The organism is Parahaliea maris (genome assembly GCF_008064665.1).
Lineage (GTDB): Bacteria > Pseudomonadota > Gammaproteobacteria > Pseudomonadales > Halieaceae > Parahaliea > Parahaliea maris.
In genome coordinates, this window is record NZ_VRZA01000004.1 from 90,854 (window position 1) to 111,748 (window position 20,895).

Sequence of the window (20,895 nt, forward strand, 5' to 3'; positions counted from 1 at the left end):
GGGCAACATGGACAGAATTGAACCTATGACATCACAGAACTTCGAAATGCTTCGACCTCACTGGCCAGACCTGGCGAATCTGGGCGGTCATGCGGAGAAGTATGTATTCGATGACCCACAGAGTGCTTTGATCAAGCTGCGCTGCTTCGCTGAGAAGCTGGTGGGTATCGTCTATCGCGAGTGGTCTCTGCCCAGCTACCCCAATGACAAGTTCATTGATCGCCTGGAGAACAACGCGTTCGCGTCTGTAGTTGATTCCGCCATCATCGACAAGCTGCATGCCATACGCAAGGAAGGTAATAAAGCCGCACACGAGGGTAAGTTCGGTAAAGGCAGCAGTCTGTGGTTACTGAAAGAAGCTCATATTTTGGGCTCCTGGTTACTCCTGTCGCTGAAGAAGGGCGATAAGTCAGATCTGCAGCCCTTCGTGGAACCGCAGCCAGCAGAGAAGCTCTCTGCCAAGAAGGCTGAAGCTTTGCAGAAGCGCCTGGCCGAGCACCAGGCCCGTTTTGACCAGGCAATGGCTGAGCTCGAAGCCTCCCAAAAGGCGGAGCAGCAGGCGCAGGCGGAAGCTGCCAACCTTAAACAGCAATTGGATGATGCCGCGCTTGCGCAGCGTAGGAAGGCAAGCGAGGTTGCCAAGAACCTTCTCGAACTCAACGAAGCCCAGACGCGTCGGCGCCTGATCGATAGCGAGCTTCACAGCCGCGGTTGGGATATCGACCTCGTCGAAGGCAAGGATACCGAGGAAGTCCGGTTTGAAGTCGAGGTTGATGGCCAGCCGACGCAATCGGGTATTGGCTACTGTGATTACGTACTTTACGACGACAATGGCAAGCCGCTAGCCGTCGTCGAGGCCAAGCGCACACGAGAGAATGCCGAAAAGGGCCGACAGCAAGCCAAACTCTATGCGGACGCTTTAGAAAAGGCGCATGGCCAGCGTCCGGTGATTTTCTACACCAATGGACACGATATCTACATCTGGGATGACGCACAGAAGGCTACCCCGCGAAAACTGTACAGCTTCTATGGCAAGGACAGCCTGCAATACCTGATTCGACAGCGAATTACCCGTAAGGATTTGAGCGCCACCCCCATCGATACGGACATCGCCGGGCGGATGTACCAAATTGAAGCCATCACCCGCGTATGTGAGCGCTTTACTGCGAATCACCGTAAGGCGCTCTTGGTGCAGGCAACAGGTACGGGTAAGACGCGTGTGGCCATCGCGCTCACCAAGCGCATGATTGATGCCGGCTGGGCCAAGCGCGTGCTGTTCCTGTGTGATCGTAAGGAGCTGCGCAAGCAGGCCGGCAAGGCATACAACGAGTTCCTGAGTGAGCCGCTGTATATTGTTGGTAAGAGTAAGAAGGTCGATCGAGGGATGGCTCAGCTATACATTGCCACATACCCCGGCATGATGCGCATCATGGAAGAGTTTGATCCAGGTTACTTTGACCTCATTATCGCCGACGAGTCTCACCGCTCTATCTACAACGTCTTCGGCGATATTTTTAAGTACTACGATGCACTTCAGCTGGGTCTAACAGCCACTCCGGTAGAGATGATCAGCCGGTCAACCAGCCAGCTGTTCGGTTGTGAGTACAAAATGCCGACGGCGAACTACCCGCTGGAACAGGCGGTGGCGGACGGCCACCTGGTCCCTTTCAAGGTGGTCAGCCACACCACACAGTTCTTGCGTGAGGGTATCCAGGGCCACAGCCTAAGCGATGAACAGATCGCCGAGTTGGAAGAGCAGGGCATTGATCCCAATGAGCTGGATTTCAACGCCGCCAGCCTCGATAAAGCCGTTTTCAACAAAGACACCAACCGCGCCATCCTAAAGAACCTGATGGAGAGTGGTCAGCGACTGGCAGATGGCCAGACCCTCGGCAAATCCATCATTTTTGCTCGCAATATCCAGCACGCTGACCTGTTGGCCCAGCTGTTTGCTGAGATGTACCCCGAATACGGAGGCAACTTCTGCCGCGTGATCCACTCAAAATTCGAGCGCGCCGAGGAGCTTATCGACGATTTCAAGGCTACCGACGGCAAAGGCAGCGAGATCACCATAGCCATCTCTGTCGATATGTTGGACACCGGTATCGATGTCCCGGAGGTGCTGAACCTGGTGTTCGCCAAACCCGTGAAATCCAAGGTGAAGTTCTGGCAAATGATCGGCCGCGGTACGCGTCTATGCCCGAACCTGTATGGCCCCGCCACAGACGGCAGCGACGACAAGTCAAAGTTTCTGATTTTCGACCACTGGGCCAACTTCGAATATTTTGAGATGGAGCCGGAAGAGGAAGACCCTCGCCAGAGCAAGTCACTCAGCCAGAAGCTGTTCGAGGCCAGGCTTACTTTCGCTGAAGAAGCGTTGAAGCGCGGTGAAATGGACGCCTTTGGCAAGATGGTCGTGTTGATCAAGCAGGATATTGACAGCCTCGACGATAAAAATATCGCCATCAAAGACAACTGGACGCTCAAGCAGCAGTTGAGCCAGGTGGACGTTCTCCACCAGTTTGCGCCCGTGACCAAGGGCTTACTGTTTGATCAAATGGCCCCGTTGATGCAGTGGCGCAACATCAAGGGGCAAAGCGAGGCCCTCAAATTCGATTTGGACATCGTCAATGCGCAGTACGCCCGGATGGCGCAGCCCGGCCTCCTCGAGCCGGTTAAGGATCAGATACTGGGCAAGGTGCGAACGCTGTCCATGCACCTGAATCAGGTTCGCAACAAGGCCGCGAAGATCAACCAGATTCAGCAGGACGATTTCTGGCAAGTAGCGGCTTTCGATGATTTCGAGCAGCAGCGGCAAAGCCTACGTGGAGTGATTCATCTGCGCGACAAGGGCGCAACGCCACCCCCGCAGCCCCTGAGGATCCTGGATATCAAGGAAGACGAGGGCGAGTACCTGACCGAGGAGCGAAAGACCAATATCCGCACAGTGGATTACGAGATTTACCGGCAGGAAGTTGAGAAAACGCTGACGCCACTGTTCGAGAAAGACCCTGTGCTGCGGAAGATTCGCGCCGGGGAGCCAGTAACGGAAACTGAGCTGGCTCAGCTGAATGCGATGGTCCATACACAGAACCCCCGTGTGGACCTCAACCTGCTCGCAGAGTTCTTTCCGGACTCGACCGCCGGTTTGGATCAGCTTCTACGTACCATCGTTGGCCTGGATGTTAGCGTGATCAAACAACAATTCACCGAATTTGTTCAGGAGCATCACATCAAGCTGAATGCGATGCAGCAGCGATTTCTGGGCCTGCTGGAAAGTGAAATCTGTCGTCGAGGTCATATGACGATTGCCGACCTCTACGAACAGCCATTCAAGTCACTGCATACCGATGGTATCGATGGGCTGTTCCAGGACGAGCAGGCTCACCTGATAGCGGGTTTTGTCGCCGGGTTTACTGTCAAGGCAGAGCAGCCCGTTAAAAAAGTAGAGCTGCCGGTATCCGAGCAGATTGTAGAACAACCCAAACGCTAAGTACTAGTTTGCCTGGGCTAGCCAGGCAGCAAGCAGTTTAAAGACAAGACAATGATTACAGGCGCATTGAAAGGCAAGATCGACAAGCTCTGGGTGGAATTCTGGACGGGGGGTGTAACCAACCCCCTGACGGTGATCGAGCAGATCACCTTCCTGATGTATGCCCGTCTGTTGGACATGAACGAGACCAGCGACGAGAAACGGGCCGAACGATCCGGGAAAACCTTCAGCCGTCGTTTCTCCGACGAACAGCAGCACCTGCGATGGCAGAACTTTCGACACATCGAATCTGCCGACGAGCTGTTGCGAGTGGTACGCGACGAGCTGTTCCCGTTCTTCAAGACGTCCAGCGGCGAAGGCTCCCTCTTCTCCGAGTTCATGAAGGATGCCCAGCTCATGATTCAAAAGCCTTCGCTACTGCGTAAGGCTATCGACATGGTTAACGATCTTCCCCTGAACCAGGGTGATACCAAGGGTGATCTGTACGAATACCTACTGAGCAAGCTCACCACAGCGGGCATTAACGGCCAGTTCCGTACACCGCGGCACATTATTCGCGCCATGGTTGATATGATGGACCCGTCGGCAACCGACCGTATCTGTGATCCCGCCTGCGGTACGGCAGGGTTCCTGAGTACGACCTATGAGTTCATGCTGAAAAAATACAGCTCAAAGGACGGCACTATCCGAGAAGTTGTCCTTGATGAGAATGGCGAAGAGCAGGAGCAAGTCATCTACACCGGCGATCTATTGGCTGAGCACCGAGAGCATGTAGACAAAGACATGTTTCACGGTTTCGACTTCGACGCCACCATGCTGCGCATTGCAGCAATGAACCTGGTGATGCACGGCGTTACCGAGCCGGATATCCACTATCAGGATACGCTCAGCCAGGGTTTCATTGAGCGTTTCCCAAAATCAGCCAGAGAAAGCTTTGACCTCGTTCTGGCAAATCCACCTTTCAAAGGTAGCCTGGACGAGGAGGATGTCGACCCGGAAATCCTTCGCACTGTTAAGACCAAAAAGACCGAGCTGCTGTTTGTTGCCCTGATTCTACGGATGCTAAAAGTTGGCGGTAGAGCCGCGGTGATCGTGCCGGATGGAGTGTTGTTTGGTTCCTCCAAAGCTCACCAACAGTTGCGAAAAACCCTGATTGAAGATAACCAGTTGGAGGCCATCGTTAGCCTCCCAAGTGGCGTGTTCAAGCCCTATGCGGGTGTGAGTACCGCGGTGATGATCTTTACCAAAGGTGGCCAGACGGATCGGGTTTGGTTTTACGACCTGCTGGCGGATGGATTTTCATTGGATGACAAGAGAACCCCTCTTAGTGGAGAGGGCAGCGATGATCTGCCAGACCTAGTGGATCAGTGGTTGGAATATAGCCAGCTGGCAGCTGCGGGAAAATCGGTAGAGCGTTGGAGCGATAAGACTGCCAAAGCGTTTTTCGTTGGGAAGACAGATATTGCTGGGAATAAGTACGACCTGTCCATAAACAGGTATAAAGAAGTCTCTTATAAGGAAGAGAATTATGAGCCTCCTAAGGAAATTTTAGGCCGCTTAATAGAATTGGAAGGCGATATTCATAACAAGCTGAAAGAGCTGGAGTCTATGCTGTGAAATGGCAAGCTGTAGAAATTGGTGCAGTTTGTAACCTTATGACGGGTGGAACCCCTAAAACCTCTGAACCTGAATATTATGAAGGCGGCGACATTCCGTGGATTGTTTCTGGGGATATACATAAAGGCGAGATATTTGATTGTGAAAAACGGATAACGACGAAGGCAGTCGAAAATTCCAACGCGCGCTATTTGCCCAAAGATAGTGTCTTGATAGCTCTCAATGGACAAGGGAAGACCCGCGGTACAGTTGCTCTCCTTAGAATCGAAAATGCGACTTGCAATCAATCGGTGGTATCTATTAATCCAAATAGCAAAGACGAGCTTGACCCAGAATTCCTGTTCTACTACCTGAAGTCTCAATATCGCCAGATCCGCAATTTAACGGGTGATAAGGATAGAGCTGGCTTGAATATGCCACTATTGAGGAGTATCAGCATACCTCTTCCACCGCTTAGCGATCAAAAACGTATCGCGGCGATCCTCGACAAGGCCGACAACCTCCGCCGCAAACGCCAGCAAGCAATCCAGCTCGCTGACGAGTTCCTACGCGCTGTTTTTCTGGAAATGTTTGGTGATCCGGTAACCAACCCAAAAAAATGGGAAAGAAAGGCATTCTCAGATTTAGGGAGTTGGTCGAGTGGTGGAACACCCTCCAGGAGAGTTCCTGAGTATTTTGACGGCGATATAAACTGGTATTCAGCGGGGGAGTTGAATTCCAGATATCTTTCTGGCTCAGTTGAAAAAATCACACAGGACGCTATCGAGAATACAAGCGCAAGGGTCTTCAATGCCGGAAGCATTTTGCTGGGAATGTATGATACGGCGGCCTTCAAAGCTTCGATATTGAGAGAAGATTCATCGAGTAATCAAGCTTGTGCAAATTTGAAGCCAAATGCATCGGTCAATGTTGAGTGGTTTTACTCGTTCATAATGGTCGCAAAGCACCACTATCTTTCTCAGCGGAGAGGCGTGCGTCAAAAGAACCTAAATTTGGGAATGATCCGGGAGTTTGAGCTTCCACTGCCTCCTATAGAGTTGCAGATGGAGTACGCCTCGATAGTAGGTCGAGTAATGCACATAAAATCGGCAATGGAGGGAGCGGAGGCAATCCCATTGTTCAGATCTCTCAGCCAGAAAGCGTTTTCAGGAGAGCTATAAGCCGTGGACAATAAGCAAACTGAGATGCCTGAAAGCGTAGAGGATCAGTTGGACTTTATTCAATCAGCCAGCCAACAATCTTCGAAGCGTTAATCGACTGAATACCTCGCTCGTACTCAAATAGACAAAGGCTGAAACGATGAGAAAAATCACGTCTCTAGAAATTGAGAGTTTCAAAGGTATAGGTCGACGAGTCCAATACGACCTAAAGCCGATCAACCTGTTTTTTGGTCAGAACAGTGCGGGAAAGAGCACTGTGCTGCACGCGCTGAATTACCTTAATGACATCCTGAATCTCCACGCAATAAATGCCGACGGAACCTCCCTGGGGGGCGGTTCTATTAATCTCGGTGGCTTTGAACAGTTCGTTCATCAACATAATCTGGATTGGAGTGTTGGCCTTGGTCTAAAGCTTGACCTTTCAAGTGTCGACCTCGTCGAAACGAAGGCGGCCGAAGTTTTCCGGGAACGATTCGAAGCCAGGAATGCCAATGCGCGTGAAATTGGCAGTTTTGACCTTGCGCTTATCACTAGCGAAATAAATTCCGCTGACTTTTCTCTTGAGGTGTCATGGAGCTCTTTGCGTGAAAGACCCTATGTTAGTCATTTTAACCTAGGATTGAATGGTGATCACTTTGTCTCGATTCACGCGAGCAGCGATCTTCGTAGGGTTGAAATAACAAAGCTTCTTTTAAACCACAGTGCCTGTTTGGTTGATAATCCATTCGTAGAAGGCGGCTTGTACGAGTTGTTTGGAGGCGTAATTGAGGAGAGGTATCTCGAGTCGAATGGTACCTGCTTGATTGGATTGGAAGATGCAGAGAATGCACTTCCCTTTCACAAGCAGCCTTTGAAACTGGCTGATATCTGGTCCGTCGAGGATGGAGAAGGAGTCGATTCCAAGGCAGAGTTTCGGGCACTACTGTCTACATTAATTCTTGGTGTGCTGGAGACGGCCGCCGATGAGCTTTCAGAGCTTAAATACCTGGGGCCTATAAGGGAGATACCACCCAGAGGGTATCGTCCGCGAAAGGCGACCGAATACGATTGGGCTAATGGGCTTGCTGCATGGGATACCTTATTCCATGAAGAGGAGCATCTGCTGAACGAAATTAATCGTTGGATGCACGATGATTCTGGCGAGTTCGGACTCAAAACCGGTTACAGCGTAGAGATAGAAGAGTACAAGAAAGTAGCCTTGGCTTCTCGGGTTATGTCCTTGATTCAGTCGGGCAGGGTAGAGGAGTCAGTCTTGGATGAGCTTGACATGCTCCTGGATGAAGTCCCGGTTGAGAAACAGGTATTCCTGAGGGACGAGCGTCGCGGTATTGAGGTCAACCCAGAGGATGTCGGCGTCGGCATTTCTCAACTATTACCTGTGATAGTTGGCGCCCTGTCAGAAAGGCTGAGAATTTTCTCCATTGAGCAGCCAGAGCTTCACATTCACCCCCGGCTGCAGGCGGAACTTGGGGACTTATTCATCCAGGCAGCACTGTTGAGGGATAAGACATTCCTTATCGAGACCCATAGCGAACATCTGATGCTGCGCATACTTCGTCGAATACGAGAGGCAGGCGGGGGAGAGGTCAGCGGTACCATATCCGGGATCAGGGATTTTGTACTGCCGGAAGATATCAATGTCGTTTATGTCGACTGCGTGCAAGGTGAGACTCGCTTAATACCGATGGGAATTGATGGAGATGGCGAGTTCATTGATCGCTGGCCGCACGGTTTCTTTGGCGAACGAGCGGAGGAGCTTTTCTGATGCTGCTGGCTGAGTTTGCTGTAGACCCAGATACAATCGCCGATTGGAAGGCTCTGGCTCTCATAGAGGCTAGATTTGGGTTTCACAATGGGGCCGTGATACCTGAGTTCCCCAAGACCTGGTTAAGGGACCTCTCGCAGAAAGCTAGGAAGGAACTATACGGCTCTGCACAGTATTCAAAGGTAGAAGAGCGACTTCGTGATCTAAAACAAGGTTACCTGGTTGGTAGTGGGCGACCCTATCTGGGCGACAAAAGTTGGTTTGAGAACGCCCGTGCTCAACGTGACGGTAAGCCTTTCCATAGAATAGTAACTCCACACGAAGCGGACGCTGACGATGTATGCGATATTTGGGGACTGAGCGACAGTGATTTCGATGATCTGCATGATACTCAGATTCAGAAGAAGGCCAAGAGTTACTCGGAAGCGACTTGCCTCTTGCTGGCAAATAGTAAAAGTATAAAGTTCGTAGACCCGTACTTTTCCGGTCGTCGGGGCTATCAAAAAGGATTGAGGTGCCTGCTCGAAGCGGCCGGAATGGGAAAGCGGCGCAACTTCGCAAAGGTGGAAGTACATACATCTGATCTTGCAGTCGAGAAAGGCAAGCCTTTTGATCTAGAGCACGAGAAGTCCCTGGTACGACAAAATATCCCTCCGCTTTTGACCGCTGGTTTTGAGGTGATTTTTTATTGGTGGAAGGATTCAGGTAAGAAAGAAGTGCACCCTCGATACCTCATGACGGAACGAGCGGGGATTAGGTTCGATAGGGGTTTCAATATTCCGTCTGAGTTGGATGCCCAGGAAGGGGTGACGGACGTAACTATGATGAAACCTCAGAAATTGAATACTGAATGGAACCGTTACCGGCCTGAGGCGACAGTTTTCCAATCGTTAGATAACTTTAGAGTAGTCGGTACAGCCCAGGAGTAGAAGCAGTCATGGACGAAATTCGTAAACAAATTTCCTCATTGCTCGGTCAAGAACCAGAAGACAGTGTGTGGGAGGCTTTGGCTGATTCAGGTGATGAGGTTCGCTTGGTAGCTGAAGCTGACCACGAAATAGGCGTATTGGATATATTCAACCTCCAAGTTGATGCAGAACTCGAACAACAGCGCAACAGTGATATATCGACCGCTCTGGCGAATCCGCATGCTCTAGACACAGTAAATACACATAAGCACGCGACGATTGAGGTCCTTGAAGAGTTGCGCCGTAGGGCTTTCGGAAAAGTTGTCACTCTAGAGAATGAACGCGGCGAACAGCTGAAGTACCGCGTTTCCCAAGCGAACTATTCGATTATTAAGGGTGCACGTGGTGAATTGCTTAACGTGGTTAATCGTTTAGCGCCTGTATCTCGTAAGCTTGCGCCTGCCGAGGTTGGGGATGTCATAGAACTTCCTCAGCAGGGCGAGTGTGAGGTTATATCGATTGATCTACTGGATCGTTTCGACGCTGGCCGCCTGGATACTTTCAGTCAGATGCAGTATCTGAGCGTGCTTCTTGAAGATCCAGACTCTAGGATGGTTCTATCGAACGTAAGAAGCGCAGTTGACAGCTGGAAGGCTAGGTACTCGGAGCAAGTCGGTGATTTGGCTGAAATTTCAATGGATCTGGGCGATGGGCCGATTTCAGAGGATGAGTCCGAGTCGCTCGGTTCCAACTTCTATACGCGTACTACCAAAGCTCAAGAAGAACTAATGAGCCGGCCGGCCCGCGGCCTGTTGATCGTGGAGGGTATTGCTGGATCAGGAAAGACTTCAGTTGCGCTGGGTCGAGTAAAACAACTTCATGACGCCAGATACAGTGTTGAGGAGCGAGATGAGTTCTTTGCAGACCAGTCTTCTATGACAGGATTTGTGCTCAATAAGCAACTGATCATCTATTTGGAGAAGGCGGTGAACGAGCTCGGGCTGCCAAATATGCGAGTCAGAGAGTTTAAGGATCTCCAGAGTGATCTACTTCGTCAGCGCGCTCAGATACTACAACTCAAGATACCTGGAAATCCAAAGGGCGCTTTCTCTGCACTAAGGTCTTCTGGGCAGCCCTTTGAGTCATCCATGAATTGGTTACGTGATGTTGAGCGTTCGCTTACCACCAAGTTCCTTGGCGAAATTCGTGACTGCCTGCAGAAGCGCGCAGATTGGATTGACCGCGTAAAGATGGAGGATGCGCGACTCGGAAAGTTGAGGGTGGATCATGCGAGCCTGCTGCACCAGGTTTGGGACATAGTCTCCTCCGAACTAATTAGTTATATCGATAAATCAGAAAATACTCCAGAAGATAGATTCTTGGGAGAGGGACTGGCGAAACGATTGAAGGGCTACTACGAGAAGTTCTATGATCTCGTTAGTGAAGACTCGCGCTGGTACTACTACGAGGGTGGTTGGCACACGCGTCCCAGGGGAGGCGACGTTATTGACGAGCCGCTACTCCCATTCAATGGCCGTCAGTTCCCGAGTAGAATCCAGAATTGGCTGAAAAACAGTATCCGAGATCGCGCGAGGACGGAATTTCGTCAAGCGATGTTCATGGACACAACAGCCGGGAACATGCCGCTTATTACCTCTTGGTATTTTGAGTCGCTAGAAGGGCTTTCAGCCAAGTATGGCGATCTGGAAGTCAAGGAGGTTGCATCGAGAGAGGCTGATCAGCGACTTACAAATGCCGATATGAACGTGCTTCTGGCTATTTGTGAGCTTTATTCCAAGGGGCACACGTACTCAGAAACAGACCAGAAACGTATTGCAGCTTTCTTAGCTGAACCTAGGTATAGCTCAACAGTCTTCATAGACGAGGTTCAAGACTTTACTGAAATTGAGGTGTTTTTGATGGGGCGCCAGGCGGATCCAAGGCGCAGTGCTGTCACCGCGGTTGGTGATTTCAAGCAGCAGCTGTACGTTGGGAAGGTAAGTTCGCTATCCGCGTGCTTCCCCAATGCTAATTCTTCAGAACTGGAAGTAGCTCAACTGACAGAAAACAAGCGCCAGACGAAGAATTTGGCCAATCACTCACTACATTTTCGGGCCAAAATTTCCGAAGAAGGGAGTGTGTCCGTTTCTGGCGTGCCAGAGCCTATCTATGGTGACGATCTTACAAGCGATACATGTGGGCTCGAGACGGCGAAGGAACATGTCCTGAAATATATCGAGAATGCGAGTTTTGGATCGGTTGCTGTCATTCTACCGACCGACGAACTGGCGGAGCAGCTTGAGTCAGAATTGCGCGATGATATCAGCATGTTTTTTCGTGAAAGCACGTACTCTAAAGACAGTCGCGACCTCAATCGGAAGATCGATATTCATTTCACGACGCCACGACCAACCAAGGGTCTAGAGTTTGACGTTGTGATAGCACCGTACTTTAACCACTTTGACCTTGAAAACCACATCGAAGCAAACTCAGCATACGTTACTGTTTCCAGGTCTCGAAAGAGGCTTCACCTCATTGATATTCATTAGTTGACGTAAATCTGGGTGTATTCCCCTGAGAAATCATTTGGTTATTTGATCAGCCTGCGCTGATCCTAGACGAAGGAAACGTAAATTCCGTGCTGATATCTGAAGCATTCGCTAAATTTGGGGCCATTCAGAAAAATGTGCAGTGGTCTGTTTCCGCTGTTAGTGAATCCAATGAGTTGGTTGTTAGTCTTTGGAACCAGTTCTTTGAAAAACGCAGCAAGGATACGATGACCTACATTGATAAGGTTTCCCGCTGGAGTGGGGCCGGTAACAACGAATTCACAGCGTATCTGGAAAAGGCCTTTAGAGACGGACTTCCCGTCAGGGCAATTATCGCAAAGTCGAAACAGCCCGAGGTTATAGCTGCCGGTGGTGCAGCCTCCAATCTCGGCAACACTTTTCACCCAAAAACTGACTGGATTGGAGAAATTACCGAGTGGGATGGTGATAAATTTGAGATAGAGTTTCGCCTCGATAAATAGGATAAACGCCACCAAGAAACATCGTTTTGCGGGTTGATCACCTATGCAAAAGGAAATGCTGTAAGGAAGATCTATGGATAGGGTCGTTTCACCCCCAAAGAAGGATTTTGATCGGCTCCGTCAGCCAATGACTGCTGGCGAGAAAAAGGTATTTGATCTCTTTGACAACTACCTCGCTCCTGAATGGGAAATTTACGTTCAGCCACATATGAATGGCCTTCGGCCAGATTTTGTCCTCCTGAACCCCTCAGTTGGAATCGCAGTTTTTGAGGTTAAAGACTGGGACCTGGATGCTATGCATTACAGCGTAGAAGAGCGTAAAGGTAGAGTTCCGGGCTTGATAGCTATCAAAGATGGCAAAAAATTCTCCAGGCAGTCAGATAACCCTGTAGAAAAAGTTTATCGCTATAAGAACGAGATATTCGAGCTTTATTGCCCGAGGCTCCAGCAAGGCGCAGGATTTGCCGTCATCACGGCTGGTGTTATTTTTCCCTTCGCGGACGACGAGCGGGTGCGGAGTCTTTTTGCGATGAGCCTCAAGCACCGCGGAATGGACCGATATCCCGCCTACAATCCTGTTTCCGGCGCTTCTGCCATTGAGAGCGGGAATATCGGTACAGTCTTTCCTGAGGGCGTACGACAGTATTCTAAGGTAATGAATCCCGCTATTGCTGATGACATCCGTTATTGGCTCGTAGAACCCGATTATGCATCGACTCAAAGAGAGCCGCTCATACTCGACCCAAACCAAAGGGGGCTCGTTACTGGTAGAACTCAGTCAGGCTACCGAAGAATAAGAGGGGCTGCTGGTTCCGGCAAATCATTGGTCTTGGCTGCTCGCGCTGCTGAGCTGCTTAATCAAGGCAAGCAGATACTGGTAGTGACTTTTAACATCACACTTCTTCACTACTTGATGGACATTGCGGTCCGGTGGCCCAGAGAAAGAGGTAATACAAGATCGGATATCACCTGGCTCCATTTTCATGCCTGGTGCAAACGGGTCTGTGAAGATGCCGGCTGCGAGGAACAATATAGTCAGCTCTGGGCAGATGATGCCAATCCCAATCGCGTTCTGGACCACGTGTTGCCTGGATTAGTGGGTAATATCCTTGATAGCCAGGAGGGTAGCGAGGTCCCTCGATATGATGCGGTGCTTGTGGATGAGGGGCAGGATTTTATGCCTCATTGGTGGAGTGTCCTCCGCAAGGTCTGCAAACAAGGTGGGGAAATGTTGCTTGTTGCCGATGCTACGCAGGATATCTACGAAACCGCCAGGGCCTGGACAGATGAGGCAATGACCGGCGCAGGTTTTCGCGGGGGATGGGCTGAGCTTCCTGTCAGCTATCGGATGCCCCAGCAAGCGCTGACAAAGGCTAGAGAATTTGCCGAGCGTTTCCTTCCCGAAGATATAACCAATCTACCTGAGAACAGGCAGATAGAAGGCGATCTGGAGCCAGCCGAACTTCGCTGGGTGCAGATCAACCCTGAACAGGCTGCTGAGGTCTGCTGTAAGGAAATCTTGAGGTTCTTTCAAAAAAGTTCCCTGCAAGACCTGGCGATCACTGATGCGACCTTCCTTTGTGGGCTCAAGAGTTTCGGCTACGAGGTAGTCAAACTCTTGGGAGGGAAGGGGATAAAGTCTGTTCACACATATCACCCCGATGAACAGGAGTCCAGGCGACAGAAGGTAGGCTTCTACATGGGTGACGCCAGAGTAAAGGCGACTACATTGCATAGCTTCAAGGGTTGGGAGTCGCGGATTCTTGTCGTCTACATTGGAGAAACGGTGAGTGAGAAAGATCTCGCACTAATCTACACCGGGCTGACACGTCTGAAGCGAAGCACTAAGGGGAGCTGTCTGACGGTGGTATCTAGTGCCCCGCAGTTGGCCGAGTATGGTCGAAGCTGGCCCTCCCATGAGAGTCTTCAGGCAGCACCTTTTGCTATGTAGTGTGGTTTGGGCCACGCGAGCAGCCGCAACTAGTTTCCGATCTGTGCCTCATTGCACATAGCATTCTCCTCGATTTAATCATCATTGCATAATAAATATTATATTTAGATAGTAAAAGTTACTACTGCAGGCTTGCTGTATCTTAAAAAAGCTAATAAAAACAGATAGATAAATAGCTGGCACGGTCTCTGCAATAGAGGTGTATACGTTACACAATATTGGAGACTCACAATGAGCCAACGCATCGTAATCAACCCCAACGATCCCGTTACCTGCCCGGATTGTTCCCATGAATTTCCCCTGGTCCAGGGTATCTCGCATCACCTGATAGAGCGCTACGAAGAGGAGTACGACCAGAAGCTCAGCCAAGAGCGAGAGGCACTGGAAGCCCGTGCTCTGAGAACGGCCGAGCGCCAGTTGGCTACTCGGTTTGAAGAACAGCTCGGTGAACTCAGCGAGAAGCTCGAGGAAGCGGAGGCTGATCGCGACAAGGTTAAAGGGAAGCTGATCAAGGAGAGAGAGAAGGCTGTCCTGGAAGCCAAGCAGGAAGCTCAGGAGGCGCTTGATGAGCTCCAAACCCAACTTTCCGAAAAGGACGAGAAGCTAGAAGAGTTCCGCCAGGAAGAACTCGCCCTGAGGAAAGCTAAACAAGCGCTCGACGAAGAGAAGCGAAATCTCGAGCTCAACCTGCAACGACAGTTGGAGAAGCAGCAGCAAGCTCTTCGTTCTGAGCTTGGGAATGAATTTCAGCTGCGTGAGGCGGAGCTTCGCAAGAAGATCGACGATGCCCACCAGGCCAATGAAGATCTGAAACGGAAGCTCGAACAAGGATCACAGCAGCTTCAGGGAGAGGTGCTGGAACTTGAGCTGGAGGATGTCCTTACCCAATCCTTCCCCATTGACTCTATAGAGTCTGTATCGAAGGGCGTTCGAGGCGCAGACGTAATCCAAACGGTCAACTTAAGGAGCGGTGCCACCGCGGGAAGGATTGTGTGGGAGACCAAGCGCGCCGAGAACTGGTCGAATAAGTGGATTGCCAAGCTGAAGGATGACCAGCAGTCCATTGGCGGCGAGATCGGCGTGCTTGTTAGCACAGCTTACCCGGCAAACGTCGACGAGCCGTTCACGCAGATCGACGGCATCTGGCTCGTTAGGCCGGAGTTTGCGAAACCGCTTGCAGATGCACTTCGGGCCATTCTCATAGAAGCGTTTCGCCAGAAGACCGCCTCATCCGGCAAGAACGAAAAAATGGAAGCGCTATACGACTACGTGTGCTCAGCGCAGTTCGCTCAGAAAGTGAGGGCCGTGCTGGATGCGTATGCCGCCATGCGTGATGATCTGGAGCGGGAGAAGGCTGCTATGCAGAGGCTCTGGAAAAAGCGAGAGGGGCAGTTGGAACGGATTACCGTCAATGTCGTGGGTATATGCGGCGAGCTCCAGGGGCTTTCTACGGCTTCTTTGCCGCATCTGGATGAAATTGCGCCCATAGAGGTCGCATAAATTGGTAAACAGAGCGCAGGGGATATGAACGAAGAGCAGGAAGAGATATGTCGCAAGGTAAGGGTGATGACCAAAGCGCTTTTGAAGAGGGGTGCTGAGCCTAGTGATGTCTCTTTCGCCCTGAGCTTGGTCGCAACAGAGCTGGGCTTGAAGGTGACCGAGGGAAGCATCTCCGTTTTCCCTGTGGTGATGACCGGAATCACCCATGCGGTAGCGAACGCAATGGAGGATACAGCGGATAGCTGCGAGGCCGAAGATGCCGAGGTTCCCGTCGGCGCTACCGTGCATTGAAGCTGCCACGGCGTATCTATCCAAAGGTTGAGATTACTAAGGAGAGTGAAATGACTAACGGACCAGTACTTTCAAAAAGCCGATTCATGGCGGGGCACCAGTGCCCGCTCCAGCTGTGGCTGAAAGTGAATGAGAAGAATGCGCCTGAGCTTGAGGTTGATGAAGTTGCACGGGCACGCATGGATAGCGGCACCCGGGTGGGTAATGTCGCCAGAGATTACTATCCAGGCGGCCTGCTCATCGAAGGCGAGCGATATGAGTACGAAAAGAAGTGTGCGTTGACTCGAGAGGCGATAGCCGCAGGCGCCAGCGTGATTTACGAGGCTGCCTTCAAGCATGAAAACACCTTTGTTGCTATCGACATACTTTCGCTTGAGGCAGATGGATGGGTGATTCGGGAAGTGAAGTCCTCCACGAGTGTCAAAGACGAGCATATCCCTGACATTGCTGTTCAGCTGATGACCGCCAGAGCAGCAGGGCTGCAGGTTGCACGCGCGGAGGTGGTATACCTGAACAGGGATTGCAAGTATCCCGACCTGTCCAACTTGTTTGCTTCCGAAGACGTCACCTCCAGGGCGGAGGCCTTGCTGGGTGATTTGGCAGAGCTGGAGCAGAGACTTCAATTGGTCATGATTCAAGAGAAACCGGAGATCGAGCCTGGCCAACATTGTGATTCTCCGCGAGACTGCCCTTTCAAAGGACGTTGCCTACCGGAACTGCCTGAACATCACGTCAGTACCCTGTATAGACTGGGTAAGGACAAGGCGCGCAGCCTGGTAGCCCAAGGAGTACAAACCGTCGATCAGATCGGGGCTGATGTGAAACTCAGCGCCACGGCGGCGAGGCAGGTCGATTCAGTCCGTGCTAATCAGGTAATCATAGAGCCGGGCCTGACGGATGGATTGAGCACTCTGTCCTTCCCGGCTGCGTTCCTGGATTTTGAGACCGTGTCCATGGCAATACCTGCTTGGGATGGGTGTAGCCCGTACACCCAGGTTCCCGTTCAGTTCAGCTGCCATGTGATGGCCGCTGATGGGGCTATAGAACACTATGAATGGCTGGCTGTGCCTGGAGGCGACCCGCGGCCGGACCTTGCCAAAGCACTGGTGAACGCCTGTGACGGCGCGGCCTCAGTGATTGCCTACAACGCGGGATTTGAAAGGTCTTGCATTAAGGGGCTGGTTAATATTTGCCCGGAGCTTGAGGGCGAGCTAGTCACTATTGCAGACAAACTGGTAGATCTTCTCCCAATCGTGAGAAACAACGTCTACCACCCCCAATTCCATGGCAGCTTCAGCATTAAATCGGTCCTGCCGGCGTTGGTGCCTGGTGCCGGGTACGCAGATTTGGAGGTCGCCTCAGGGGACGTCGCTGCGCTCAAGTTAGAGCAAATGATGCTAGGAGAGCTCGAGGGGAGTACTGGCGAACTCAGGGAGGCACTCTTGAAATACTGTGAGACGGATACATACGCCATGGTAGAACTCTACCGGAGGCTTCTGGAGATTGCTGATCAGGCCGCGGCCTGATCAGAAAATGAACTACCCCAGCGTAGGTGGGGCCAATAACCTGCGCTGCCGTGCCACGCCCTTGGTTGGCCCTGGTTAGGGTGTTGATGGGCGATAGCATTGTGATGATGCTTATGATGAAGGTGGTGAAGTGTGCTGTGATTATGGCTGGTAGGTTCCAGTCAGAAAGCTAATCGGTGTGCAGCGCTATAAGCCACCGTGATTCATGGTGAGCGGTTGACGGCCGGGAAAGACCGGCAAATTGTCCAACTGAAGACCTCCACGAGCGAGCGGCAGTTACAGTGATGAGTCTGTCCGGAAGCAGAGTACAGGCAATGGATGCTGCTCGTAGAACGGCTGCCCTTTGATCGCAGGTTTCTGGATCGCCAAATAGTTATCATGAGAATACTGCCAGAATCGACTGCTCCTTTTTAGCCGGGCAGAGGTGCGCATAGACCTGGGTGGTCTTCACGTCCGTGTGCCCCATCAGATCCCGGATTTGCAGAATGCTCACGCCGTCGATGGCGAGCCAACTGCCAAATGTGTGGCGCAGATCCTTAAATCTGAAATCATTCAGCTCAGCCTCTTTCAAGACGGATCGCCAGGCTTTGGAGATATTGTCCAGTCTTCCCCCCGTTTTCGGGCTCTTGAAGACTCGTCCGGACGTACCATGCTGGCGGCCCCATTGTTCCAGAACGTTCTTCACAGTGGGTGACATCGGCACGACGACCGGCTGAGGATTCTCAGCCTGGTGGCTGGTCTTGTTGCGGATTTTACGTATCTGGTTGTTGGCAAAGTCAACGTGCTCCCAATGGAGGTCGAAAATATCCCCCATATCAAACCCGGTGTGGTAGGCGAGCACAACGATCGGGGTCACATGGTCCGGGTAATCCTGATCAGAATAGGGCTCCAGCCGTTTCTTTTTGTGGTTGCGGCTGGATTGCCATTCCACATAGCGAGCTCTCTTGTCCTTAAGTTCCTTATCACGCTCCTCAAGCGCAGACAGTAGTTGTATTTCTTCCTCTCGGGTGAGATATCGGACCTTGGGCGGGTTCACCTTTTCATTGATTTTTCGCTTGAGAGAATAATTCTGTAGCTCGAAACGATCGATCAGCTTGTAGTGCTTCAGGGCCGTATTGATACACGCCTTCAGGTAGGTGTAAATCCGTTTGATCCGGGCAAAGGTGACGTTTCGACCGCGAGAGCTGCGCCATTGTTCGATGTCACGGCTGTCGATTTGATCGATGGGTTTGTCCTTGAGGAATTCGAACTCCCGCTTCAGGGTTTTTACCATCTCAGCCCCGGTGACGCTGTGTTCCAGCGCATAAGGCGAGTAGTAGTTGTCGATGTAGTTGAATAGATGAAGGTGAGCGTCGTTTGCCTCTCCGGCGTCTAGTGCTTCCTGTTCCCGTACCGCTCGCCTAGCGGCCCTTAGATCAATGCCTTTTGCCACCTCGCCAGCCTTGATGGCTGCGGCATCCCGGGCGTCCGCCAGCGATAAAATCGACGCGTTCCCAATGGGCTCCTCGAGGACGCGGCTGCTACCTGAAGGACGGTATCGGTAATAGAAATATTTGCCGCCATTGGGGCTGACTTTCAGTACCAGCCCCGGGGTTTGGCTGTCTGTCACCAGGTAGCGCTTTGCCTTGGGCTTCAGGTTTTTGATGATTGTGGCGTTGAGTTTTTGGGACATTTAGATGGGCCTCTGAATCGCAATTATAGGCCTAAGAGAAAGGCTGTCTCAAGTTCCGTGTTTTCCACGGTGACACAATAGCCACACAAATATGGCGCATTTTGACGGGCTCTCCGGAACAGAAAAGTACAGGGCCGGACAAGAAGGAACATTATAAGATGCTGAAAAATATAATATAAATTGAATATTTTAAATTTTGAGACTGAAATCAAAAACAAGGGAAAGGTGGCATTTTTGGCCTGTCACGCCGGAGGTCGCGGGTTCGAGTCCCGTCCGGTCCGCCACATACAAAAGAAACCGCCCCTGAGGCGGTTTTTTTGTATGTGCAGTTCGGAATGCGGAGAGAACCCGCCGGTTCGACAAACGCGTAGCGTTTGGACCGAGCGGCATTGCCGCGAGCCCGCAGGGCTGTAACACGCCAAAGCGTGGTACAGGTCAATCCCGTCCGGAGCAGTGCGCAGCACTGCAGGGAACTTGCCGGAACCCGTTGCATGAACCGCCCCTGAGGCGGTTTTTTTGTATGGGCAGTCCGGAATGCGGAGAGAACGCGCCGGTTCGACAAACGCTTGCACGAGTCCTGCATTATTGAACTGCCGTGTGCGCAACACTGCGCAAGCGCCCGCGACCGGCCTTCGAGTTGCTATCATCGCCCGCGATAAAACGATAGCCGGACGAGCCCGCCCATGACCGCTGCGCCAACACCTTTCGACCCTGTCACCATCGGCCCCCTGACGCTGCGCAACCGCTTTGTGAAATCCGGTGCCAACGAAGCCATGTGTATCGACGGCAAGCCTACCCATGCGCTGGTCCGGCATCACCGGGAACTGGCCGCGGGGGGTGTGGGGCTGACCACGGTGGCCTATATGGCCGTCGCGCCCGAGGGGCGCACGTTGCCCAACCAGATCTGGCTGCGGGAGGAAGCGCTGCCGGACCTCAGGGTTTTGACCGGGGCCGTCCACGACGAGGGTGGCGCCATCTCCGCGCAGCTTACCCACGGCGGTTCCTTCGTTACCGGCATGAAGGTCAGGGGGCGCACTATCAGCTCCAGCGGCGGGTTCAACCCGGCCGGCGCATTGAAAGGCAATTTTTTCAGCCGGTCGATGAACGCCGACGACATGACGCGGGTGACCGGGGAATTCGTACGCGCGGCCCAGCTGTGCCGCGAGGCGGGTTTCGACGCGGTGGAGCTGCACATGGGGCATGGCTATTTGTTGAACCAGTTTATTTCGCCCCTGAGCAACCGGCGCGACGACGAGTACGGCGGCAGTGCGGAAAACCGGGTGCGTTTCCCTGCGCGCGTGCTGGCCGCGGTCAAGGAAGCGGTGGGCGACGACCTGGCCGTTATCGCCAAGCTCAGCGTTGCCGATGGATTGAGCCGGGGCACCCAGGTTGCAGACTCCATCGTCACTGCGCGCACGCTGGAGCAAGCGGGTGCCGACATGCTGGTGCTTTCGGGTGGCCGCAATGTCGAATCCACCTGGTACATGTTCGGCAGCAACATGAACCGCGAGGCGATCAGTGCGGTGCTGAAAGCCCAGGGTGAGCGCCTCACCGCGCTGATGATGAAGGCTGCCGCCTCCAGCGAGCGCAAGGTGACGTTCCGGGAACTTTACTTCCTGGAGAACTCACGCCGCATCCGGGCATCGGTACAGATTCCCCTGGCCTACGTAGGCGGGGCCAAGTCGCTCGCCAATGCCGAGCAGTTGGTGGCCGAGGGCTTCGACTGTGTGGTGATGGCCCGCGCGCTGATTCACGACCCGGCGCTGGTTAACAAATTCCAAAGTGGTGAACTCACCGAGTCAGGCTGCGATAACTGCAATGCCTGTGTGGCCTATATCTACCATCCGGCGGGTACGTGGTGTGTTAAAAACCCGGCCAATGACCCCGCAATGAACCGGATACCGGCTGCTGAGGTAGCTTCGCCAGAATAGCCTTGGACGATTCGCCTGTTACCTTGACCTTCAGCGCCCCTGAGCCCTGA

The 20,895-nt window shown here is 52.3% G+C and carries 13 protein-coding genes and 1 tRNA gene; 13 read left to right on the plus strand and 1 reads right to left on the minus strand.

Annotation, left to right across the window (positions count from 1 at the left end; translation table 11 throughout):
- Window positions 1-7: 7 nt before the first annotated feature.
- From FV139_RS12310 to FV139_RS12360, 11 genes are all read left to right on the plus strand, one after another.
- A complete protein-coding gene (locus FV139_RS12310; protein WP_148068758.1) occupies window positions 8-3,493 on the plus strand; it encodes a DEAD/DEAH box helicase family protein in 3,486 nt (1,161 codons plus the stop codon).
- Between the two features lie 51 nt (window positions 3,494-3,544).
- Window positions 3,545-5,110: a type I restriction-modification system subunit M gene (locus FV139_RS12315; protein WP_148068759.1), complete on the plus strand. Its 1,566-nt coding sequence runs from the start codon at window positions 3,545-3,547 to the stop codon at window positions 5,108-5,110.
- Window positions 5,107-6,270 (plus strand): restriction endonuclease subunit S, encoded by a 1,164-nt coding sequence (locus FV139_RS21060; protein WP_187276512.1) that lies wholly within the window; start codon window positions 5,107-5,109, stop codon window positions 6,268-6,270. The genes FV139_RS12315 and FV139_RS21060 overlap by 4 nt, the downstream gene beginning before the upstream one ends.
- A gap of 139 nt (window positions 6,271-6,409) precedes the next feature.
- Window positions 6,410-8,035: a DUF3696 domain-containing protein gene (locus FV139_RS12325; RefSeq protein WP_148068760.1), complete on the plus strand. Its 1,626-nt coding sequence runs from the start codon at window positions 6,410-6,412 to the stop codon at window positions 8,033-8,035.
- Window positions 8,035-8,964 (plus strand): hypothetical protein, encoded by a 930-nt coding sequence (locus tag FV139_RS12330; RefSeq protein WP_148068761.1) that lies wholly within the window; start codon window positions 8,035-8,037, stop codon window positions 8,962-8,964. The genes FV139_RS12325 and FV139_RS12330 overlap by 1 nt, the downstream gene beginning before the upstream one ends.
- A gap of 8 nt (window positions 8,965-8,972) precedes the next feature.
- Complete coding sequence (locus tag FV139_RS12335; RefSeq protein ID WP_148068762.1) at window positions 8,973-11,492, plus strand: helicase domain-containing protein; 2,520 nt, start codon at window positions 8,973-8,975, stop codon at window positions 11,490-11,492.
- 89 nt (window positions 11,493-11,581) lie between these two features.
- Window positions 11,582-11,974, plus strand: coding sequence for a hypothetical protein (locus FV139_RS12340; RefSeq protein WP_148068763.1), 393 nt, complete (start codon window positions 11,582-11,584; stop codon window positions 11,972-11,974).
- Between the two features lie 73 nt (window positions 11,975-12,047).
- The gene (locus FV139_RS12345; RefSeq protein ID WP_148068764.1) at window positions 12,048-13,925 is read left to right on the plus strand and encodes a UvrD-helicase domain-containing protein; all 1,878 of its coding nucleotides are present in this window, start codon (window positions 12,048-12,050) and stop codon (window positions 13,923-13,925) included.
- Window positions 13,926-14,156: 231 nt separating this feature from the next.
- Window positions 14,157-15,425 carry a DUF2130 domain-containing protein gene (locus FV139_RS12350; protein WP_148068765.1) on the plus strand — a complete coding sequence of 423 codons (1,269 nt, stop codon included), beginning with the start codon at window positions 14,157-14,159 and terminating at the stop codon, window positions 15,423-15,425.
- A gap of 24 nt (window positions 15,426-15,449) precedes the next feature.
- Window positions 15,450-15,716, plus strand: a complete 267-nt coding sequence (locus tag FV139_RS12355; protein ID WP_148068766.1) for a hypothetical protein — start codon at window positions 15,450-15,452, stop codon at window positions 15,714-15,716.
- Window positions 15,717-15,766: 50 nt separating this feature from the next.
- Window positions 15,767-17,242 (plus strand): DUF2779 domain-containing protein, encoded by a 1,476-nt coding sequence (locus tag FV139_RS12360; RefSeq protein WP_148068767.1) that lies wholly within the window; start codon window positions 15,767-15,769, stop codon window positions 17,240-17,242.
- A gap of 376 nt (window positions 17,243-17,618) precedes the next feature.
- Here the strand turns inward: FV139_RS12360 and FV139_RS12365 are convergent, their stop codons facing one another.
- Window positions 17,619-18,914 carry a tyrosine-type recombinase/integrase gene (locus FV139_RS12365; RefSeq protein ID WP_148068768.1) on the minus strand — a complete coding sequence of 432 codons (1,296 nt, stop codon included), beginning with the start codon at window positions 18,912-18,914 and terminating at the stop codon, window positions 17,619-17,621.
- 219 nt (window positions 18,915-19,133) lie between these two features.
- Here FV139_RS12365 and FV139_RS12370 point away from each other — a divergent pair.
- Both FV139_RS12370 and FV139_RS12375 read left to right on the plus strand, forming a co-directional pair.
- Window positions 19,134-19,198 (plus strand) — tRNA-Ser (locus FV139_RS12370).
- 399 nt (window positions 19,199-19,597) lie between these two features.
- Complete coding sequence (locus FV139_RS12375; RefSeq protein ID WP_148068769.1) at window positions 19,598-20,845, plus strand: NADH:flavin oxidoreductase; 1,248 nt, start codon at window positions 19,598-19,600, stop codon at window positions 20,843-20,845.
- Window positions 20,846-20,895 lie beyond the last annotated feature (50 nt).